12 protein-coding genes are annotated in these 15,178 nt (G+C 66.1%); 7 read left to right on the top strand and 5 right to left on the bottom strand.

Annotated features, from left to right (window positions below):
- Window positions 1–113: 113 nt before the first annotated feature.
- Complete coding sequence (locus tag JOF46_RS04450) at window positions 114–1,139, bottom strand: LacI family DNA-binding transcriptional regulator (RefSeq protein WP_209906213.1); 1,026 nt, start codon at window positions 1,137–1,139, stop codon at window positions 114–116.
- A 151-nt stretch (window positions 1,140–1,290) separates the two neighbouring features.
- On the opposite strand from JOF46_RS04450, the gene JOF46_RS04445 reads away from it, so the two are divergent.
- The 5 genes from JOF46_RS04445 to JOF46_RS04425 all read left to right on the top strand — a co-directional run bounded on the left by JOF46_RS04445 (window position 1,291) and on the right by JOF46_RS04425 (window position 7,722).
- Window positions 1,291–2,457, top strand: a complete 1,167-nt coding sequence (locus JOF46_RS04445; protein ID WP_209906212.1) for a Gfo/Idh/MocA family protein — start codon at window positions 1,291–1,293, stop codon at window positions 2,455–2,457.
- Between the two features lie 23 nt (window positions 2,458–2,480).
- On the top strand, window positions 2,481–3,680 hold the full coding sequence (locus JOF46_RS04440; protein ID WP_209911539.1) for a dihydrodipicolinate synthase family protein: 1,200 nt from the start codon (window positions 2,481–2,483) through the stop codon (window positions 3,678–3,680).
- Window positions 3,677–4,561 carry a sugar phosphate isomerase/epimerase family protein gene (locus JOF46_RS04435; protein ID WP_209906211.1) on the top strand — a complete coding sequence of 295 codons (885 nt, stop codon included), beginning with the start codon at window positions 3,677–3,679 and terminating at the stop codon, window positions 4,559–4,561. The genes JOF46_RS04440 and JOF46_RS04435 overlap by 4 nt, the downstream gene beginning before the upstream one ends.
- A 96-nt stretch (window positions 4,562–4,657) precedes the next feature.
- Complete coding sequence (locus tag JOF46_RS04430) at window positions 4,658–6,640, top strand: DUF6807 family protein (RefSeq protein WP_209906210.1); 1,983 nt, start codon at window positions 4,658–4,660, stop codon at window positions 6,638–6,640.
- Entirely contained in the window at window positions 6,637–7,722 is a 1,086-nt protein-coding gene (locus JOF46_RS04425; RefSeq protein ID WP_209906209.1) for a M24 family metallopeptidase, read from the top strand. Before JOF46_RS04430 ends, JOF46_RS04425 begins: the two co-directional genes overlap by 4 nt.
- Window positions 7,723–7,907: 185 nt before the next feature.
- Here the strand turns inward: JOF46_RS04425 and JOF46_RS04420 are convergent, their stop codons facing one another.
- Genes JOF46_RS04420 through JOF46_RS04405 form a run of 4 tightly spaced genes read right to left on the bottom strand, consistent with a single transcriptional unit; the run spans window position 7,908 to window position 12,191 of the window.
- Window positions 7,908–8,834, bottom strand: coding sequence for an NAD-dependent epimerase/dehydratase family protein (locus tag JOF46_RS04420; RefSeq protein WP_209906208.1), 927 nt, complete (start codon window positions 8,832–8,834; stop codon window positions 7,908–7,910).
- An 11-nt stretch (window positions 8,835–8,845) separates the two neighbouring features.
- Window positions 8,846–10,231, bottom strand: coding sequence for a Gfo/Idh/MocA family protein (locus tag JOF46_RS04415; RefSeq protein WP_209906207.1), 1,386 nt, complete (start codon window positions 10,229–10,231; stop codon window positions 8,846–8,848).
- A gap of 42 nt (window positions 10,232–10,273) precedes the next feature.
- A complete protein-coding gene (locus tag JOF46_RS04410; protein WP_209906206.1) occupies window positions 10,274–11,269 on the bottom strand; it encodes a carbohydrate ABC transporter permease in 996 nt (331 codons plus the stop codon).
- Complete coding sequence (locus tag JOF46_RS04405; RefSeq protein WP_209906205.1) at window positions 11,262–12,191, bottom strand: carbohydrate ABC transporter permease; 930 nt, start codon at window positions 12,189–12,191, stop codon at window positions 11,262–11,264. Before JOF46_RS04405 ends, JOF46_RS04410 begins: the two co-directional genes overlap by 8 nt.
- 397 nt (window positions 12,192–12,588) lie before the next feature.
- On the opposite strand from JOF46_RS04405, the gene JOF46_RS04400 reads away from it, so the two are divergent.
- Both JOF46_RS04400 and JOF46_RS04395 read left to right on the top strand, forming a co-directional pair.
- Entirely contained in the window at window positions 12,589–13,767 is a 1,179-nt protein-coding gene (locus tag JOF46_RS04400) for a mandelate racemase/muconate lactonizing enzyme family protein (RefSeq protein WP_209906204.1), read from the top strand.
- 83 nt (window positions 13,768–13,850) lie between these two features.
- The gene (locus JOF46_RS04395; RefSeq protein ID WP_245348005.1) at window positions 13,851–15,143 is read left to right on the top strand and encodes a glycerate kinase; all 1,293 of its coding nucleotides are present in this window, start codon (window positions 13,851–13,853) and stop codon (window positions 15,141–15,143) included.
- Window positions 15,144–15,178: the final 35 nt, after the last annotated feature.

Below are 15,178 nucleotides of genomic sequence, written 5' to 3'. Positions count from 1 at the left end.
TGAGCCGAATCACCCGTCAAGGGGGCGGGCTTCGAATCGACATTGCCATTTGAGCATGCGTCGATACCCAAAGGGCAATCATCTAGGTCGGCGAAGAGGGCCCGGCGCCGGCGCTATCGCGGGCAGAACACGGTGCTCTCGCGGAAGACCGGCTCCCCCGCGACAACCTGGACATCGTCCCCGCTGTCCGCGTCGCCCTCGAGCAGCATCCGGCCCGCCCGCTCGCCCATTTCGTCCAGCGGCAAGTGGACGGTGGTGATCGATGGAACCATGTCCTCGAGCGTGGAAATGTCATCGAATCCGGCCAGGGCGACATCCTGTGGCACGCGCAGGCCAGCCCTCCGGATCGCCGTCAGCGCACCCAGGGCCATGACGTCATTGGCGGCCAGCACACAGATCTGCCCCTGCCCGAGATCACTCGCGGATTCCTCGAGGTGGCGGGTCATTGTCTCCAGGCCACCATCCCGGGTGAACACCCCCAGGAGCACGGCAAGCGGCTCGATGCCGGCCTCCGCAAGCCCCTCGAGGAAGCCGGCCTTGCGCTCCTCGATGGTTTTCAGCTGGGCGTCCCCCATCAGGATGACGAAGCGCCGGTGGCCCAGCTCAACCAGCCCTCGCACCAGCCTGGTTGCCGCTCCGCGGTTGTCCACGTACAGGCCCAGGGTGTCCGGCAGCGGCTGGCCCACCACGACGACCTTGCCGCCGTTTTTTTGGTACATCGCCAGGGCGGCGGCGAGCTCCGCCTCCCCGTCCAGCCCGCGCGAGCCGGCCAGCACGATGCCGTCGGTGCGGTAGGACATGAAGGCCCTCACGGCCTCCAGCTCGGTCTCCCCGTCGCGGTCGGTGCTCGAGAGCATCACGCGCAGCCCCGAGCCGCGCAGTCCGTGCTGGACACCGTGGGCGATGGAGGAAAAATAGGGGTCGGCAATGTCGTGGACGATCAAACCGACCAGTCCGGCCGAGGAGCGCGCCAGTGCCTGGGCCTGGGCATTGGGGAAGTAGCCCAGCCGCTCGGCCGCCGCACGGACCCGCCCGGCGATGTCCTCGGCGGGCACCCTCGCGGAACCGTTCAGCACCCGCGACGCGGTGGCCGAAGAGACCCCCGCTGCCTGGGCTACATCGGCAAGCCGTACGACCATTTGCAAAACCACCTTCTCGTCGTTTCGGCGCACCGCCGAAACCCTCTAGCCATTGTGACAGTTGACACCTTGATGCAAGCGACTATATCTTGGAAAGCGCATTCCCACCCAGTTCTCGAGCTATACACACCCGATTTCAGGAGACCCAGCAATGCCGGAAACACAAGTCCTTCGTATCGCCATGAACGGTATCACCGGTCGCATGGGCTACCGCCAGCACCTGTTGCGGTCCATCCTGCCGATCCGCGACCAGGGTGGCATCACCTTGGCCGACGGACGCAAGATCACCGTCCAACCCATCCTGGTCGGACGGAACGAAGAGAAGATCAAGGAACTGGCCCGCCTCCACAAGATCGAGCACTGGACCACCGACCTCGACGGGATCATCCACGACGCGAGCGTCGACATCGTCTTCGACGCCTCCATGACCTCGCTGCGCAACGAGACCCTGACCAAGGCCATCAACGCCGGCAAACACATCTTCACCGAAAAGCCCACCGCCGAGACCCTCGAGGAGGCCATCGAGCTGGCCCGGCTCGCCAAGACGGCAGGCATCACCGCCGGGGTCGTGCACGACAAGCTCTACCTCCCCGGACTGGTCAAGCTGCGCCGCCTGGTCGACGAGGGATTCTTCGGCCGCATCCTGTCGCTGCGCGGGGAATTCGGCTACTGGGTCTTCGAGGGCGACGTGCAATCCGCCCAGCGCCCCAGCTGGAACTACCGCCTGGCCGACGGCGGCTCGATGACCACCGACATGTACTGCCACTGGAACTACGTCCTGGAAGGGATCATCGGCAAGGTCAAGTCGGTCACCTCCAAGACCGCCACCCACATCCCCGCACGCTGGGACGAGCAGGACAACGAGTACCAGGCCACCGCCGACGATGCCGCCTACGGCATCTTCGAGCTCGAGACCCCGGACGGGGACCCGGTCGTGGCCCAGATCAACTCCTCCTGGGCAGTGCGCGTGTACCGCGACGAGCTCGTGGAATTCCAGATCGACGGCACCCACGGCTCGGCTGTCGCCGGGTTGAACAAGTGCGTGGCCCAGCAGCGCGCCCACACCCCCAAGCCAGTGTGGAACCCGGACCTTCCGGTCACCGAGTCCTTCCGCGACCAGTGGCTCGAGGTCCCGGCCAACGACGAGCTGGACAACGGCTTCAAGCGCCAGTGGGAAGAATTCCTTGAAGACGTCGCCAACAAGCGCGAGCACCGCTTCGGCCTGCTCTCGGCCGCCCGCGGCGTCCAGCTGGCCGAGCTCGGCCTGCTCTCCGCCGCCGAGCGCCGCACCATCGACATCCCGGAGGTGGCGCTGTGAGCCTGGCAACCAGCACCACCCTGATGCTTCCGGGCCCCGAGGGCATCCGTTACCCACACACCCTGAACCAACCGGGGGCCTGGACCAAGCCGGAAAGGCCCATCTCCTCCCGCAATGTCTACGCCGCGGCCCACGTCATCCCGCTGATGAGCGCGGAGAACACCCCCGGGGCACCGGCCGACCTGGACTGGACGGCCACCCTGGGCTACCGCCACGAACTGTGGAGCTGGGGTCTGGGCGTTGCCGATGCCATGGACACCGCCCAGCGCGGCATGGGCCTGGACTGGGCCTCCACGAAGGCGTTGATCGCCAAGTCTTCGGCCGAGGCCGCTTCCGTGGTGCGCAACGCACCGGCCGCGCTGCAAGGAAAGACCGTGCGGGACTTGATTTCCTGCGGCGTGGGCACCGACCAGCTGGACCCGGCAACCCTGGAACCCGGCGAGGCCGGACTGGCCGCGGTCAAAGCCGCCTACCTCGAGCAGCTCGAGGTGGTGGAGGCCGCAGGCGCCAAGACCATCATCATGTGCTCCCGGGCCCTGGCAAGGGTCGCCCGCAACGCCGGGGACTACCTCACGCTCTACTCCCACCTGCTCGAACAGTCCACCGAACCGGTCATCCTGCACTGGCTTGGCACCATGTTCGATCCGGCACTGGAAGGCTACTGGGGTTCGAGCGACGTCTCGGTCGCGACCGGGACCTTCCTGGAACTGATCCGCACCCACGCCCACAAGGTCGACGGGGTGAAGGTCTCGCTGCTCGATGCCGGGCATGAAAAGCAATTGCGTGCAGCCCTGCCGACGGGCGTGCGCCTCTACACCGGGGACGACTTCAACTACCCGGAGCTGATCCGCGGCGACGGCCAACGGCACTCCGATGCCCTGCTGGGCATCTTTGCCGCCATCTACCCCGCCGCCTCCACGGCACTGCAGGCCATCGACGCCGGGGACACAGCGCGCGGATACGAAATCCTGGCCTCCACCCAGGAACTGGGGCGGCACATCTTCTCCGCCCCCACCTTCTACTACAAGACCGGGATCGCGTTCCTGGCCTGGCTCAACGGACACCAGTCCGGCTTCCAGATGGCCGGCGGCCTGCATTCGGGCCGCTCGCTGCCGCACCTGGCCAAGACCTTCGCCCTGGCCGACACCGCAGGCCTCCTGCACGACCCGGACGAGGCAGCACGACGCATGGGCACCCTACTGCTTGCCGGAGGAATCAAATGAGCTTCGAACTGTCCCTGAACACCGGCACCACGCCGAACCTCAACCTCGAGGAAGCGGTGCGCCACACCGCCGAGGCCGGGCTGAGCCATATCGGGCTCTGGCGGCACCTGTTGGTCGACGGCGCCGAGGCGGCGGCCAAGGTGGTTTCCGCCGCCGGGCTTTCCGTCTCCTCGCTCTGCCGCGGAGGTTTCCTCACCGCGGCCGAACCGGCCGGACAAGCCGCAGCCCTTCAGGAGAACCGCCAGGCGATCCGCGAGGCGGCGGCCCTGGGCACCCGCGAACTGATCATGGTCGTCGGCGGCCTGCCCGCCGCCGCCCACGTGCTGGGCGGGGAGGGCGAGCGCAACGACCGCGACGTGGCCGGGGCCCGCGCCCGGGTTGCCGACAGGCTTGCCGAGCTCGTCCCGTTTGCCGCCGAACACGATGTGCGCCTGGTCCTGGAGCCCCTGCATCCCATGTATGCCGCGGACCGCGCGGTGCTCTCCACCCTGGAGCAGGCCCTGGACATGGCCGCCGGGCACCCGGCCGCGACGGTCGGCGTGGTGGTCGATACCTTCCACGTCTGGTGGGATCCGCGCCTGGCGGAGCTCATTGCCCGCGCCGGGACCGAGGGCCGGCTGGCCAGCTACCAGGTCTGCGACTTCAACCTTCCGATTGCCGCAGATGCCCTGAAGTCACGTGGCATGATGGGCGACGGATACGTTGATTTTGCCTCGATTTCCCGTTGGGTCGCCGAGGCCGGATACACCGGACCGGTCGAGGTCGAGATCTTCAATGAACAAATCAATGCCCAGGATGCCGCATTGACGCTGGCAACCATGAAGCAGCGCTACAACGACCTGGTCCTGCCGTCCCTGCGGGGCGTCGGGTCCCTGGTCTAGGAAACAATCCCCGTGGTGGGCATCGAGGCCAGCGCCCCGGTGCCCACCGCATCATTGACTGCCGGGGCCACCGTGGCCACGTTTGAAGGAGCCCGCATGAAAGCATCACCAGCCCGCATCTGTCTTGTTGGTATCCGTGGTTTCGGCCTGCGCCACCTGGACAACATCCGGGAGCTCGAGGCCACAGGCCAGGTGGTGCTGACCAGCGCCGTGGACCGACGCCACCAGGACGGCGAACGGCCGCTGGGCAATTCCGTGGCCATGTACCGCTCGCTGGCCGACGCCGCGGCGGCCGGCGAGCCCGTGGACATCGTCATCCTCTCCACGCCGATCGACACCCACTTCGAGCAGGGCATGATCGCGGTGACCATGGGGGCCGACCTGCTCCTGGAAAAGCCGCCGACGGCCACCCTGGCCCAGTTCGAGGAACTCCTGGCGGCCTCCGAGGTCGCGGGGACCCGCATCCAGGTCGGATTCCAGTCCCTGGGTTCCCACGCGCTGCCCGCCATCGACCGGTTGCTGGAAGCCGGGACCATTGGCGCGTTGCGTGCCGTGGGCGCCACCGGCATGTGGTGCCGCGACGCCGCCTACTACTCACGCTCCCCCTGGGCAGGCAAGCGCGTCCTTGACGGGGTCCAGGTCGTCGACGGAGTCGTCACGAACCCGCTGGCCCACGCAGTGATGACCGCGCTGCACATTGCCGGGGCACGCGCCGCCGACGACATCGCCGAGCTGTCCACCGAACTCTTCCATGCAAACGACATCGAGGCCGACGACACCTCCACCGTCAGTGCCGTCACGGCCGCAGGCATCCCCGTCACCTGCGCGCTGGCCACCACCGCATCCGAGCAGCAGGATCCGTTCATCACCATCTCCGGGACCAACGGGCAGGCCGTCTTCCACTACACCCGCGACGAACTCGCCATCACCCCGCAGGACGGCGACACCACCGTGCACACCTTTGGGCGCACCAACCTGCTGGCGGACCTGGTCCGGATCCAGCGCGGCGAGGCAACCGAACTGTTGTGCCCGCTGGCGGGGACCGGCGCCTTCATGCGGGTGCTCGAGGCCGTGCGCACCGCCAAGGATCCGGCACCCATCGACCCGGCCCTGCTGCGGTTCACCGGTGAAGGCCCCCAGCGCCGCGTGATCGTGCCCGGCATCGAGGAACTGGCCCAACGCGGCATCAAGTCCCCGGCAACGTTCTCCTCGCTCGGCGCCCCCTGGGCGGCACCGGCACCCACCGGGGTGCCGCTGTCGGTGGCCGGGCAGGAAGTGGCAGCCCAGCGCCTGGGCACCGAGCTGTCGGGCACCAATTCCCCGCGCCCCTTCCTGCACCCGGTGCGGACCCTGGGCGGGACCGTCCTGACCGACCAGCAGCCGCTGGACCACACCTGGCACCTGGGTGTCGGAGTGGCGATTCAGGACGTGGACGGCGTGAACTTCTGGGGCGGACGCACGTACACCCGCGAGGCCGGGCGCTACATCTGGCGCAAGGACCACGGCCGGATCAACCTCACCGAGTCCACCGGGGACGAGACGCGCCGCGAGGAATCCCTCGACTGGGTCGGACCGGACGGACAAACCATCTTGAAGGAGCGGCGCACCATCACCGCCAACTCCGGGCCGCAGGGAAGCTGGGAACTGGGCTACGACTTCACCCTGGTGCCCGCGGCATCCGAAGCGGTCAGCCTCGGCAGCCCCGGTTCCAACGGACGGATCGCCGGGGGCTACGGCGGGTTCTTCTGGCGCCTGCCCGCCGTCGGCGAGGCGGAGATCTTCACCGAGCATGCCAGCGGCGAAGACGAGGTGCACGGCAGCATCGCCCCGTGGCTGGCCTTCAGTGCGGACTTCGGCGGCGCCGAGGCAACCCTGGTGTTCCACGCCGAGGATGCGGACCCCTGGTTTGTGCGTTGCGCCGGCTACCCGGGCATCGGGCGCTCGCTGGCCTGGGAACAGCCGGTTCACACCACCGCCGCGAACCCGGTCTCCCGCTCCGTACGGGTGCTGGTGGCCGACGGTCGGCTCGGACGCACCCAAATCGCCGGTCTGTTGGCCGAGTCCGGGATCCTGGCTTGAGCATCCCCGCCACGCTTCCCGACCCCGAGCTCTCCACCAAGCACGCCCGGCTGGCCGCCATCCTCGAGGCCCGCGGGGCCGACGGGCTGGTGTTGCGGTCCCCCGGCGCCCTGGGCTGGTTCCTGGGCGGGGCGCGCACCCACGTGTCCCTGGCCGGAGCCCCGGTGGCCGAGGTGCTGGTTCAGCGCAACGGCGCGCATCTGTTGGTCTTTGGGAACGAGGCCGCGCGACTTTTCGCCGAAGAGCTGCCCGTGGGCCTGGAAACCATCGAAGTCCCTTGGGCCGAGAATCTCTCCGCACACACGGGCCGGACTGCCACGGACCTCGGACTGGCGATGGTCCTTGACGAGGACGAGGTTGCCCTCGAACTGCGGGCGGCGCGGGCCGCGCTGCTTCCCCTCGAGCAGGAACGCTACCGCCAGCTCTGCGCAGACACCGCCCGGACGCTGGGCGACGTGCTCTTCGAGGCCGTGCCTCGGGACACCGAGCGAGGCATCGCCTCCCGGCTTGCCGCGCGGCTCATGCTCGATGGCAGCGACCCGCTGGTGGTGCTGGTGGCAGGTGCCGACCGTTTGGGCTTCAGGCACCCGCTGCCCACGGCGAATCCGGTGGGAAACATGTTCATGGCGGTGCTCTGCGCCAGGCGCGAGGGGTTGATTGCCAACGTCACCCGTTGGGTGTCCTTTGCTCCCCGGAGTGCCGGTCAGCTCCGCGCCGAGGCTTCCATCTTGGAGGTGGAGGCCGAGATCCTTGAAGCAACCCGGCCGGGCGTCTCCCTGGCTTCGATTCTTCCGGTCATCCAGGCCGCCTACCCGCGGCACGGTTTCGAGACTGACGAGTGGATACGCCACCACCAGGGAGGTCCCACCGGGTATGTCGGCCGCGACCCGCGCCTGGTGCCCGGTGTCACAGACACCGTTGTTGCCGGACAGGCCTTCGCCTGGAACCCGTCCGCGCCGGGGGTCAAGGTGGAGGACACCATGTTGCTGACCGAGACCGGGTTCGAGGTACTGAGCGTTGATCCACGTTGGCCCACGCTCACCGTGGCCGGACGCCAGCGGCCCGCAATCCTGGAACGCTGATTCCTGGCATACATATATATACGTATCGAGCGGAGGGCTCCCCAATTCGGGAGCCCTCCGTTCTTTGCCTTGCCAGTGTCTTCTCCGGTTGCGGATGATCACCCAGGCACCGATGGCAGAAATGAAAGGTGTGGCGGCCGCCGGTTTCCCGACGGCCGCCACACATTGCGGTTTGAGGTGGCGGATCAGCCCCTGGCCGGGGAGGCCGGCTGCTTGGCCAGCTCGGTCCGCCAGCTGCGCTTGGGTTCCCACCCCAGGACCGTGCGTGCCCGCTCGATGCTGAAGGCCGGAGAACTCCCCACCAGCACCGAAGCGATCTCCTCGCTCCCGGGGACGTAGCGCGGCAGCAGCTCGCTCAGGGGTTCGACGGCCAGCGCATCGGCGGCCCCCACGAAGAAGGTCGAACCGTTCTCGATGACATCCATCTTTTCCAGCAACAACAGCAGGAAATCGGTGACGTCTCGGGCATCGACGTAGTTGAACAGCGACGGTGCCGCCAAATCCGGGTTCTCCAGTCTTTCGGTGACGGTGTGTCCCTGCTGCGTCGGGGCTCCTTCCCATTCCTCTGGTGCTATCACGTAGCAGGGGCGGAAGGAGGCGAACCTGGCTTCGTTGCCGCGGGCCGCGGCAAACATCGAGGCAACCTGTTCGGCCACGAATTTCGAGAGGCCGTAGGCGTTCCAGGGCCGGGCTGGCGTGTTCTCGTCCACGGGGAACTTCTGAGGCAGCCAACCGGCCGGGGCCCCGTAGCCAATAACCGTCGGGCTGGAGGCCAGGACGATCTTGCTGCACCCGACCTCCAGGGCGGCCGAGGTGACGTTGTGCGCAATGGTCGCGTTGGTCTTCAGGATCACCGCCTCGGGGGCACTGAAGGGCACGGCAATGGCCGCCAGGGAAACGACCGCGTCGGGACTTGCCTCGGCGAAGGCCGCCAGGGTTTGCGCGGTGTCCGTCAGATCCACCGAGACGTAGTGCGCTGAAGGCTCCGGGATTTCCGGCGGATGCCGGTCCACCGAGGTCACCCGGTGCCCGGCTTCCAGCAGGCCCTTAACGACGCTGCGGCCCAGCCTCCCGGATCCTCCGGTGACAAGAACATGTTGTGCCTGATCCATTTTGTGTCCTTTTATCTTCCTGCCGGAACCAGCGTGGCACCGGACTCCGCGAGGGATTCCAGGCCGAGGCCGAGATCCGCCACCTCGACGGGCAGTCCGGTGAGCAGGGATTGGTTTCCGGCGATCCCCACGGCAATGGCGGCAACCCCGTCCAGCAGCCCGGCCGGGCGCTCGTAGGCATCGGAGACCGCACCCCGGAAGATGTCCGAGAGCAGCAGGATGTCCCCGCCGCCGTGGCTGCCTTCCCCGTTGACGATTTCCACTTCCGTTGCGGCTTCCCAGTGCCGCTGGAGCACCAGGTGTTCCCCGCGCGCACGCGCCGGGGAATCCTGGCTGTCCGCGGTCACCGAGGGGTCGACCGGGGAACCCCCGGCCGCAGGCAGCACCGCGGCGCGTTCCACCACATCCAGCTCGATCCGGCCCTGGGTGCCGTTGACGGCAACCCGGTAGCCCTCCCACGGGCTGTGGGCATTGAGCGAATAGGACAGGATGGCCCCGCGGCCGTAGTTGACGGTCAGGGCCAGGTTGTCCTCGATGTCGATCTCGCCGCTGAAGACGTCCTGGTCGCGCAGGTATCCGTCGAGGTGCTCGTTGTCCAGGTAGAGGCCCTGCAGGCGGGGGTCGCTGCGCAGGTCAAGGGCGAAGGGGTCGTCCTCCGACCCGTCAAAGGTTCCGCGCGACTGTTCCCGCTGCTGCCCGCGGTCCTTGGCGTTTTGCGGGCCGTAGAAGGACAGTGCCCCGGCCGCGTAGACCTTGGCCGGAGTGTCATCGAGCCACCAGTTCACCAGGTCGAAGTGGTGGCTGGATTTGTGGATCAGCAGGCCGCCGGAGTTCGCCTTTTGCCGGTGCCAGCGCCGGAAGTAGTCGGCCCCGTGGACGGTGTCGAGCATCCAGGTGAAGTCGATCGAGGTGATCTCCCCGATCTGCCCCTCCAGCAACGCCTTCTTCAGCGCGGTGTTCCGCGGCGAGTACCGGTAGTTGAAGGTCACGATGACGTTCTTGCCCGTGGCCTTCGCCGTGTGGGTGATCCGGCGCGAGTCCTCCGCATTGATGGTCAACGGCTTTTCCACCACGACATCCGCCCCGGCCTCGAGGGCCGTGCAGATCACCTCCGCGTGGGTGGAATCGGGGCTGGTGACGATGACCCGGTCGATGCGGTTGCCGCGGATGTATTCGCCAAGTTCGCGCGGGTGGAACCCGTCGACGCGTCGGCCGTAGGTTTGCTCGATGACCTCGTCGAAGTACTCGAGGCGTCCGGCGTTGAGGTCGAACAGCGCGACGAGTTCGGCCACGTCGCTGTGCTCGCCCAGGATGGCATGGATATACATCTCGCAACGGTTTCCGGTGCCCACTATCGCATAGCGGGTGCGGGCCTCGGTCGTGTGCTCGGAATGCATGTGTTGGCCTTTCGTCAACGAGGGGGGATGGATTTTCCGGGGCTACTTCATGCCGGTGGTGGCGATGCCCTTGACCAGGAACTTCTGTCCCAGGACGAAGGCAATGAACACCGGCAGCAGGGTCACGATCGACATGGCGAACAGCGAGCCCCAGTTGGATTCGCCCGTGGCATCAACGAAGGCGCGCAGCGCCACCGGGACAGTGAACATGGAAGGGTCCGTCAGGTAGATCAGCGAGGAGAAGAAGTCGCTCCAGGTCCAGATGAAGGTGAAGATCGTGGTGGTGGCCAGCGCCGGGACCATCAGCGGGAGGATCACCTGCAGGAAGGTGCGGGCGTGGCCGGCGCCGTCGATGCGAGCGGCCTCGTCGATGTCCTTGGGGATGCCGCGGATGAACTGCACCATCAAGAAGATGAAGAAGGCATCCGTGGCCAGGAGCTTGGGCACGATCAACGGGAGGAAGGTGTTGACCCACCCGAACTGGGAGAACATGATGTACTGCGGCACGATGATCACGTGGATGGGAATCATGATGGTCATGAGCATGATCGCAAAGAACAGGCCCTTGAACTTGAAGTCGAGCCGTGCGAAGGCGTAGGCGGCCATCGAGCAGGACACCAGGTTTCCGATGACCGAGCCGAGCACCACGATCGCGGAGTTGAGCATGAAGTGCCCGAACGGGTGCGAGAGCGCGTTCCAGCCGTCGGTGTAGTTTTCCCACTCGAAGGTCTGCAGGAACAGGCCCGGTTCGCGGAAGATCACGTCGGTGGGCCGCAGCGAGCTGACGACCATCCACAGCAGCGGGTAGATCATGATGGCGGCCACCGCAATGATCATCACGTGCTTGAGGATCGCCCGGGTCATCTTGTTGCGGGAGGAGCGCTGCTGCTTCTTGTAGCTGCGCAGGCGGTTCTTCTGCTCCCGCGGCAGGCGGTCCCTGTCCAGGGCGGTCTCCGCGGCAATGAGTTCGAATCGTTCGTCGGTCGCAGTGTTGGCGGTCCGCTCGTCGGTCACCGTGGTTTTGATTTGCTCAGTCATCGTAGAACACCCAATACTTTGAAGCTAGGAAGTTTACGGCCGTGAACAGACCGACGATGACCACCAACAGCCAGGCGATGGCCGATGCGTAGCCCATGTCGAAGCGTCCGAAGCCCTGTTGGTAGAGGTAGAGCGTGAAGAACATGGTGGAGTCGGAGGGTCCGCCCTTGCCGCCCGAGACGATGAACGCCTGGGTGAAGGACTGGAAGGCGCCAATGACCTGCAGGATGAGGTTGAAGAAGATGATCGGGCTGATCATCGGCAGGGTGATAGTGAGGAACTGCCGGTACTTGGAAGCCCCGTCGATCGATGCCGCTTCGTAGTACATGACCGGGACCTGGCGCAGGGCGGCCAGGAAGATGATCATGGGCGAGCCGAAGGTCCACACGTTGAGCAGGATCAGGGTGCCGAGTGCTGTGTCCGGATCCGAGATCCAGCCGGGACCCTGGATGCCGATCATGGCCAGGAACTGGTTGACCAGGCCGGACGTGCCGAAGATCTGCTTCCACAGCACCGCGATGGCCACGGAGGAGCCAAGGAGCGAGGGCAGGTAGAAGATCGAGCGGTAGATGGCCAGGCCGCGCATCCCGCGGTCCAGCAGGATGGCAACGCCCAGGGCCAGGGCGAGCTGCAGCGGCACACCCACCAAGACGTAGGTGAAGGTGACCTTCAGCGAGTTCAGCAGCCGGGCGTCCTCGAACATCCGCACGATGTTGTCGAAGCCGGACCAGACCGGGGCCTGGAGCAGGTTGTAGTCGGTGAAGGAAAGGTACAACGACATGAACATCGGGCCGATGGTGATTCCGGCCAGACCGATCAGCCATGGAAGCAGGAATATGTAGGCGGCCTTGTTGTCCTTCGGCTTGGCCTTGATGCGCCCGGGTTTGCTTTTGAGTCGGGTCAGTTCGCCGAGCGCACTCATGAACTTGACTCCTCGGTGTTGCCGCGCGCAGGAGCTTGGGCCCTGCAGAGCGGAAGTTGGACGTTCGACATACACGGCCTCCTGGTTTGGGAAAGCGGTTTCCGGTGTTGGATCAACAGTAAACGCCCCACGATGTGACGTCAAACACCCTAGGCCGGATTCTTGAAACCGTTCGCCATCTTCGGTGTCACGGGAAGACCACCGGGGCGGCGGCCGCCCTAGTCCCCAGTGCAATGCGGAGCCGGCGAGGAGGGTTCGATGCCTTTATGGCATCAACCCATCCACTCTTGGTTCTAGACAGTCATGAAGCCCGAGCCTATATTCGGGTGGTGTGGGCCGTTCGAACAGAGGCCCGGCAATCTGCCACGAAAACCAATCCTTTCCATTGGAGCCATCCATGTCAGTGACAGTTCCACGCCCGGTCCAAACCGTCGAGTCGGTGGAGCTGCTCCGGGTGCGCATGCCCTTCAGCGCGGCACGCAGCACGGAAGCAGCCAACGAGAGCATTGATGAATTCAACGCTTCCTCGCAAACCTTTACCGCCATGGAATCGCTCATGGCCAAGGTGACAACGAGCGAAGGGCTGGTCGGCTGGGGCGAAGCCTTCGGGCACAAGGTCAACGACGTGACCTGGGCGGCGCTCGAATCGCTGGTCGCCCCGTTCTACCTGGGCAAGCCCGCGGACCCCGAGGCCCTCCACGACCAGGCCCAACGCGCCTTCCACGCCTTTGGACGCACCGGTCCGGTTCTCTACGCCATTTCCGCCCTCGACATCGCCTTGTGGGATATCAAGGCACAAATCGCCGAAAAGCCGCTGCGGAAGCTGCTGAACCCCGCGGCCCGCGACAGCATCGGCGCATACGCCAGCCTGGTGCACTACGGGGAAGACCCTGCCGAGGTCACCCGGCAGATCTCCCGCGCCCAACAGCAGGGCTTTGGGGCGTTCAAGCTGCACGAATCCAGTTACCCCGCCATTGCCGCGGCCCGGATGCAGGCCGGCGCCGGCGCGCCGCTCATGGTTGACGTGAATTGCCGGTGGAATGAAGCCGATGCAGCCGAAGCCATCGATTCCTTCCTGCCCCTGAACCTGCGTTGGCTCGAGGAACCACTCTGGCCACCGGACGCCGTCGAGGCCCACGCCCGACTGGCCCTCCGTGGCATTCCCCTGGCCGGCGGCGAGAACGCCTCGGGCACCGAAGCCCTTGACGCCGCGCTCACGGCAAGGGCACTGGACGTGGCCCAACCAAGCATTGGCAAGATCGGCGGGTTCAGCTCCATGTTGGGCCACCTGCATCCCCATCCAACGGCGCTGGTGGTGCCGCATTGCTTCTACTACGGACCGGCCCAGGTTGCCACCGCGCAGTTCATTGCCGCAATGGACGACGACGTCCCGTTGGAAGCCCCGCTGCTGCTCTGGGAGGAACACCTACACCCGCTGCATGCTGCCCGGCCGGTCATCGAACTGCCGGACACACCGGGGCTAGGGTTCGCCCCGGACATGGAGGTGCTCGAAAGGCATCTGGTCGACCGCCTGGTGCTGGTGGCAGCGCAACCGGCGGCAAACGCTCGGATATAGCAGCCGAACAGCGGGGATCGGAACAGACGCGGGTCGATGCCATTGGCCGGCCCCGGATTCCCTGCACAAAACCAGATTTTGCCATGTCAATTGACCTCCTCGGTCTCGAGCCTTGGAAATGGCGACGCGGCCGGCTCCTCACCCACCCACCGACCAAAGGCCCACCCATGACCCTTGACGCGAAGCATCAAAGCCCGGCGCTGTCCATTGCCATCGTTCCCGATTCCTTCAAGGGCAGTGCCGGCGCCGGAGCAGTTGCCCAGGCCATGGCCCGGGGCGCCCGGGCGGCAGCACAAGCCTCCGGTCGGGACGTGGACATCACCACGTTGCCCTTTGCCGACGGCGGCGAAGGAACCCTCGACGCGGTGATGGATGCCTGGAAAACGGAAGCCCGGAGCGTCGCCACCACCGACGCCCTCGGACGCAGAGTCACCGCGCGCTACGGCCTGTCACGCGATGGCACTACCGCCATCATCGAAGCCGCCGAGGCCAACGGATTGCCGGCCGTCAGCGACGTTCCGTTGCGTCCGCTTGATGCCTCCACCTACGGGATCGGGGCGTTGGTGGATGAGGCGCTCACGGAGGGAGCCACCGAAATTGTGTTGTGCCTCGGTGGATCAGCAACGACCGACGGTGGCACCGGGTTGTTCAACGCCCTGGGTGCACGCTTCATGGACGCCCACGGCAACCAGTTGCCCCCAGGTGGCGGCTCACTGGAGCAGCTTGCTTCCATTGATGTTTCCGGCGTTGATGCCCGGGTCTTTGAAGTGTCTTGGAAGATCGCCTGCGACGTCACCGATCCCTTGGTTGGCCCACTCGGGGCAGCAGCAGTGTTCGGTCCCCAAAAGGGTGCGAAAGACGCGGACATCGACGTCTTGGACGCCGGGCTTCGGCGCTTGGCCGCCGTCATTGGTGAAGTCACTGGGCGCCATCTGGGCGAGGCGCCTGGCATGGGCGCGGCCGGAGGCCTGGCCGTATCGCTGGCGGGATTTTGTGAGGTCGAGTTGGTCCCCGGATGGGAGCTCGTGGCAAGGATCCTGAACGCCCGCGAGATCTTGGAAGCAGCCGATCTGGTGATCACCGGTGAAGGGCGATTGGACTCGCAGTCGCTGCACGGAAAGGTTGTCAACGGTGTGCGGCTGGCGAGCCGGCCGGAAACCGACGTGATCGTGATTGCCGGCAGCGTTGAGCTCAGCCCCGAGGAGCTGGCTGAAGCCGGAATCCTGGCCGCCTATTCGATTGCCCATGGCCCTGCCAGCCTCAAGGAGCTGAGCGAGGGCGCTATCGAGCTGATAACCCATACCAGCTACAGCGTGGTGCGCACTTATCTTGCTGTTGCGGTTCCTTACCTAAAGAAGCGCTTGACGGTGCCTTAAAGGACTCGTGGTCGCCAGGCTTACAACTCGGTTGC

The sequence above is a fragment of the Paeniglutamicibacter psychrophenolicus genome (assembly GCF_017876575.1).
GTDB classification, from domain to species: domain Bacteria; phylum Actinomycetota; class Actinomycetes; order Actinomycetales; family Micrococcaceae; genus Paeniglutamicibacter; species Paeniglutamicibacter psychrophenolicus.
The sequence above is the reverse complement of the archived record's forward strand: the minus strand, read 5'-3'. Positions and strand labels throughout refer to the sequence as shown.

Coding starts and splice junctions, on each gene's coding strand:
- JOF46_RS04450 (WP_209906213.1), bottom strand. CDS start 1,139: ATGGTCGTACGGCTTGCCGATGTAGCCCAGGCAGCGGGGGTCTCTTCG.
- JOF46_RS04445 (WP_209906212.1), top strand. CDS start 1,291: ATGCCGGAAACACAAGTCCTTCGTATCGCCATGAACGGTATCACCGGT.
- JOF46_RS04440 (WP_209911539.1), top strand. CDS start 2,481: ATGCTTCCGGGCCCCGAGGGCATCCGTTACCCACACACCCTGAACCAA.
- JOF46_RS04435 (WP_209906211.1), top strand. CDS start 3,677: ATGAGCTTCGAACTGTCCCTGAACACCGGCACCACGCCGAACCTCAAC.
- JOF46_RS04430 (WP_209906210.1), top strand. CDS start 4,658: ATGAAAGCATCACCAGCCCGCATCTGTCTTGTTGGTATCCGTGGTTTC.
- JOF46_RS04420 (WP_209906208.1), bottom strand. CDS start 8,834: ATGGATCAGGCACAACATGTTCTTGTCACCGGAGGATCCGGGAGGCTG.
- JOF46_RS04415 (WP_209906207.1), bottom strand. CDS start 10,231: ATGCATTCCGAGCACACGACCGAGGCCCGCACCCGCTATGCGATAGTG.
- JOF46_RS04410 (WP_209906206.1), bottom strand. CDS start 11,269: ATGACTGAGCAAATCAAAACCACGGTGACCGACGAGCGGACCGCCAAC.
- JOF46_RS04405 (WP_209906205.1), bottom strand. CDS start 12,191: ATGAGTGCGCTCGGCGAACTGACCCGACTCAAAAGCAAACCCGGGCGC.
- JOF46_RS04400 (WP_209906204.1), top strand. CDS start 12,589: ATGTCAGTGACAGTTCCACGCCCGGTCCAAACCGTCGAGTCGGTGGAG.
- JOF46_RS04395 (WP_245348005.1), top strand. CDS start 13,851: ATGTCAATTGACCTCCTCGGTCTCGAGCCTTGGAAATGGCGACGCGGC.